Annotated in this window: 5 protein-coding genes; all 5 read right to left on the minus strand. The window is 37.9% G+C overall.

The genetic code is table 11. The features are described 5' to 3' along the window. Window positions 1-238 precede the first annotated feature (238 nt). The 5 genes from QZ548_RS07990 to thiT all read right to left on the minus strand — a co-directional run bounded on the left by QZ548_RS07990 (window position 239) and on the right by thiT (window position 4,838). Window positions 239-1,261, minus strand: a complete 1,023-nt coding sequence (locus QZ548_RS07990; RefSeq protein ID WP_119209440.1) for an AraC family transcriptional regulator — start codon at window positions 1,259-1,261, stop codon at window positions 239-241. Between the two features lie 69 nt (window positions 1,262-1,330). Beyond that, window positions 1,331-1,666: a cupin domain-containing protein gene (locus QZ548_RS07995; RefSeq protein ID WP_105086291.1), complete on the minus strand. Its 336-nt coding sequence runs from the start codon at window positions 1,664-1,666 to the stop codon at window positions 1,331-1,333. Window positions 1,667-1,974: 308 nt separating this feature from the next. After that, window positions 1,975-3,210 (minus strand): molybdopterin molybdotransferase MoeA, encoded by a 1,236-nt coding sequence (locus tag QZ548_RS08000; protein WP_119209355.1) that lies wholly within the window; start codon window positions 3,208-3,210, stop codon window positions 1,975-1,977. After that, entirely contained in the window at window positions 3,191-4,315 is a 1,125-nt protein-coding gene (mobB, locus tag QZ548_RS08005) for a molybdopterin-guanine dinucleotide biosynthesis protein B (protein WP_119209356.1), read from the minus strand. Before mobB ends, QZ548_RS08000 begins: the two co-directional genes overlap by 20 nt. Beyond that, window positions 4,308-4,838, minus strand: a complete 531-nt coding sequence (thiT, locus tag QZ548_RS08010) for an energy-coupled thiamine transporter ThiT (RefSeq protein WP_119209357.1) — start codon at window positions 4,836-4,838, stop codon at window positions 4,308-4,310. Before thiT ends, mobB begins: the two co-directional genes overlap by 8 nt. Window positions 4,839-4,893: the final 55 nt, after the last annotated feature.

A 4,893-nucleotide genomic window follows, 5' to 3' on the forward strand; every position in this document is an offset into this window, starting at 1 on the left:
AAAAGCACTACTTATCACCAGTAGTGCTTTATTTATAACTTTATAGGTTTTCATAATATAGAAAATTACCCAATTCTAATCTTTCTATATATGTCATAAATTCATCAAAAATAATTTGCCGCAAAACGATTATCATGTGAATAGAGTTACTATAAGAATTAGCTATTATAAGAATTAGCTATTATAAGAATTAGTTACTATAATAATCTAGTTACCATGGAGATATAACAAAATACCTTCATAAATCCTTTACTACATCGGCTAACTTTTCTTTCAAAGCTTCCAATTTTTTGCTCATAAATTCCAATTCGCTCTTAGCTCGTGAATCATCTTCATAGGACAAGAATGAATGTAATACATCAAGTACATCTTGGTTGTCTACAGAAATAATTTCTTTCCAGTCTTGTAAGACAGTTTTACGGCCAATCCCTTTTACTTGCTTACGATATTCGGTGGGAGTCATATTAAAATGCTTTTTAAAAGCCACATTAAAGGCTTTCACATCGGCAAATCCACAATCACTTGCAATTCTTGCGACAGCCTCATCCGTATTAGCTAATCGAACAGTAGCATCACGAATTCTCAATCGCAATACATACTCAACAAATGAAATCCCCATTTGTCGTTTAAAAAACTGCGATGTATAGGCAACATTATAGCCCCCTATTTTCGCAATATCTTCTAGCTCTATTTTCTGATCATAATGCTCATCAATATAGGCAATCATATTATCAAAAGATGCCGGTTTTATATCGCCAGGTCTAGCATTTTCGTGAACCTTTTTTATAGGATCAAACTCTCTAAATACATCACCGGCCAAAGCTAAGTAATGATGTTCTATCCACATTCGATGTACTGGGCTTTCACCTTTAATCATCAATAACATTGTCATAGCAGCATGGTGGCGTAAGGTTGTAAAGAATTCATTATGACGCGTACTATCATCTGACCGCAAAACAAATTGGTATGTCCCAAAATCCGGATCATACTGTTGGTAAAATTCGTTACCTACATGAATAACAAAGGCTATAGCATCCTCTTCAAGGGCTAATGTTGCATGCCCTACTTGAGGAGAGATAATCACAACATCAAGAGGTTTCAACGTAAAAATCTCACCATTGCAACTCATCTCAACACTACCTTTTAACAAGATAAAAATCTCTGTTTCTGCATGCCAGTTGTAATGATATGTACTAACCCTATATATGTTACTGCTAAACTCTATGTAGTTATGTTTATATGAATAGTCAAAATAGTCCATTATGCCCTATTGCTCCACATACAAAAAGCATCCCTTAATACTCCAAGGGATGCTTTTATTATCATATATTTATTTAACTACGGTCAACAGCATCTTGAAGTTTTCGCGAGCATCAAGGCTATGTGGCACTTCAGATGGCATAATCAATGTTTCTCCAGCTTTCACATTATGTTCAACATCGCCGACGACGATATGTGCCTCACCATCAAGGATTTGCACAATCGCGTCACCTACAGTTACATGAGTAGAGATTTCTTCGCCCTTTGGTAACGCAAACAAGGTAATACTGAGTCGTTCATTTTGAGCAATCGTAATACTAATCACTTGACCCTCTTTATACTCTAAACGATCACCTAGATGTAAAATTTCGTTAACAGGGATATTTTTTGTAAAAGTCTTACTCATAGAAATCACTCCTTATATAACTATTTGATAGTAAAAGTAATTAAAAAGTAGATTAAAATAAATTTTGTCAAAACTCAATTGATATAACTAAAAGTACTATCCTTTTGTTGACTTTATTATAGGTTAATTGAGATTTAATTTCAGTGTCCACAGCAACAGAATTGAATTAATTTTATATACTTATACAAACAAATAGACGAGGCCTTCATAGAGACCTCGTCTTGTTATTTATTTCTATTAATCTTACAAATATTTAATATACTTAATTTTGAAATACTACATATATAAAACTTGTAAGTCCATATATTTTAAATCGCAGGTAGTAAGTCTAATAAATACACATCAAAGGTATCCCCTGGATGTACTTCATGTACACCACGCGGAATACATGCCAATGCATTCACCGTATAGAGGCCTAACATACTGCTACTATTAAAGTGACGATTAGCTACAAAGCGTGGAACACCTCCACCGAAGATGACTTTACCTTGTACGTATCGATCAAAGGCATTACGCTTAAAGATTTCCGAATCCATTACACACGCTACTACCGGTGTAGTCCAGTTTGCCAATCCTTTATAGCGTTTCAATGTTGGTGCTACGATTAGATGCCAACCATTGAATGCAGCCCCTGGATTACCAGAAAGGCCAAAAATAATTTGACCTTTAGGGGTTACAGCACCATAAGATGCTGCACCAGGACGCATTTGAATGCGCGCATAAATAGATTTAGCGCCTAACTTTTCATAAATAAGAGGCATTGTATCAAATAGCCCTACGGATACGCCGCCAGAGCTAATGATAATATCAGCATCTTCACTGAGCTGTAACACATGATTAATTTCAGACTCTAGTTCCTCTGGAGCATCACTGACGTGATAGTGTGTAATCTTATGAAAGCCTAAATCCTCCAACAAGCCGCATATCATAGCTCGATTAGAGTTGTAAATCTTGCCAGGTGTTAAACTTTCACCAGGTTCGATTACCTCATGTCCTGACGTAAGGACTAATACTCGAGGCATTGCATTTACATTTATTTCAGTAAACCCTAGACCAGTCAAAATAGTTTGTACTGTAGAGGTTACCTCTGTACCACGTGGAATCACAGTAGTTCCAGCACTACATTCCTCGCCTTGCGGGATGATATGATCACCACATTTATAGTTACCTTGAATAGTAATTGTTGTGCCTGGTTCTCCGGAACCAACCACCTGTTCTTGCATAATAACGGTATCACATGTATCTGGTACGGGCGCACCAGTCATAATACGTACTGCATGTCCAGATTCAACAGGATGTTCCCATACAACACCAGCACCTATAATACCGTCAACAATATACTCATTACAATCATCTTTGAAAGTAATGGCATACCCATCCATAGCAGATTTAGGGAAGGCTGGTACATCTGTAGGGGCAATAATATCATCTGCTAACACATATCCTTTAGCAGTCTTAACATCAATGGTTTCTACTTTATGAACTTGTGTTTGTAAGGCCTCATCCCATAATCGAAGGGCCTCCTCAACAGTAACGACGGCCATGTAAACTCCTCATCATTTCCTGTATGTGACATACCAATTGAGGTATGTCTTGGTCTAACTTGCTAATTTCAATTGTAGCTACTCGGTCCGTTGCATCCGAGATAAGCTCTTCCGTATGTCCCTCTTGGGTAACCTCTATAATAGGGGCAATTCCTTGGGACCTTGTTTCTAGTATAACTATATCGACAGGCATAAACTGTGATATTTCATACAGATTTGACTGTTCCTTCGTGCGAATTCGAATCGCTGTTTCATTAGGTCCTGCAATAGCTACTGCATCAGCTCCAGCTTTATAGGAAAGGTCTGTATCGGTTCCTTCATGATCCATTTGAAATCCATGTTTATCACTCTTTACAACGCCAACAGAAAATCCCGCTTGTTGTAATTCAGATACAAGGCGAGTTACAACTGTAGTCTTACCAGTTTTACGTTTTGATGCTACTACACTGATAAGTGGAACTCGACGAAACTCATTTTCTGCTAAAGCACGAGCCCATTGGTAATCATCAAAATGATTTACATTACTTAACTCCCAGCTATAATCACTGGCATCGATACTTTCAACATGACCAATTGTATCAAGAGCATGATGCAAGGACACATCTTCACCTGCTAAAATCGTTGGGAGTAATGATACAATGTGTGGTCTATAAATCCCTGCCATTGGTTCTGGCCTGCCAGTAGCCCCCGTAGGAACAATGGCAGTCCAATTATTATGGTTCACTTGATATAACCACTCATAATATAGGTCCATAGACATAAATGGCATATCTACAGCCATCACTGCATAAGCAGGACTAGTTCCAACGGCTAGTGCACTATAAAGGCCTCCTAGCGGACCACAACGCTCAATAGAATCCCGAACAATAGAAACTTTTTCTTTTTCATTGTTCGATAATGTATCAATAATATGTGTCTGAATGGCATGCCCTAACTGTTCATCATCACCGATAGAGATAAGAATATCGGCTACATCTGCATCTAATCCTTTACGAAGTGCATGAGATATGAGGCTTTCACCATTAATCCAGGACAATAACGCCTTAGGTTGCCCCATTCGAGAACTCAAGCCCCCCGCTAAAATGATTAATCCTAATTTATTCACGACGTCCTAACCCTCGTTTAACACCTTGGTATATGAATAGTAAAACAACAATATTTAAAATGCCATCAGGCACCATATAGGACGCATTATAAATCATGGAGTAGATCCATGGATTTTGCCCTTGTGGGGCATAGCTAGCAAACACAACGGCACCGCTCACAACAGATGCGGCCCAACGCAATGCGATACCTACAATAGAACCTGTGATAAGGCCAGAAATAGAATCTTTGAAATAACCGCAAACGCCAATAACACCATAAGCTACTAGATAATCTAATATAATACTTAAATAGTGTACAGATGATTTAAAGCCTAAAATGAAATGCAAGATACCGTATACGACGCCAGCAAAAATACCGCGAGCTCCACCCCATCGATAGGCATAAATCATGAGCGGCACTAGAGACGCAGCCTTAATAGATCCCCCCTGAGGCATATGGAAAATCGTAATAAACGATAATACTTGAGCAATTGCAATAGCTACACCTGCTTCTGCAAGCATGCGGGTTTTAGACTGATCCATGTCAATCAACCTCCTCTTTACCATATATATTAAAGAATATATTATTTATACAATC

The sequence above is a fragment of the uncultured Veillonella sp. genome, from assembly GCF_915069625.1.
GTDB lineage: Bacteria > Bacillota > Negativicutes > Veillonellales > Veillonellaceae > Veillonella.